1 protein-coding gene is annotated in these 409 nt (G+C 42.1%); it reads left to right on the plus strand.

The window, feature by feature from the left end:
* The coding region (locus AC1DUA_RS40800) for a substrate-binding domain-containing protein (RefSeq protein WP_477505036.1) at positions 1–409 on the plus strand (409 nt) is incomplete at both ends.

Raw genomic sequence — 409 nt, forward strand, 5'->3', positions numbered from 1 at the left:
TGTTGCCAGTTACTATGGTCTATACAAACTTCCTCCGCTGCTCAAAAAGTTCAAAGAATTTTGTCCAGACGTGCAATTCAATGTTACATCCGCTTTAAGTCCTGAGATTCTCGCATTGCTCCACCAAGAAGAGATCCATGTGGGTGTAATTAGAGGAGACTATCCATGGTTTGATGCCAGATGTCTACTACATGACGAGCTCATTTATATCATTTCAAAAGATGACATTGACTTGGATTGTCTGCCAGATTTGCCTCATATCTACTATAAAGAGCCAAGAATGAAAACAATGAGTTCCATGCAGTCACCCTTCAGCGAAACGATTCAAGCTTGGTGGCATGAACGGTATAACGCGCCGCCTATGATTACAATGCGGGTAGACTCCTATGAAACTTGTAAGGAAATGGTG

This window comes from Paenibacillus sp. 01T422, assembly GCF_056398785.1.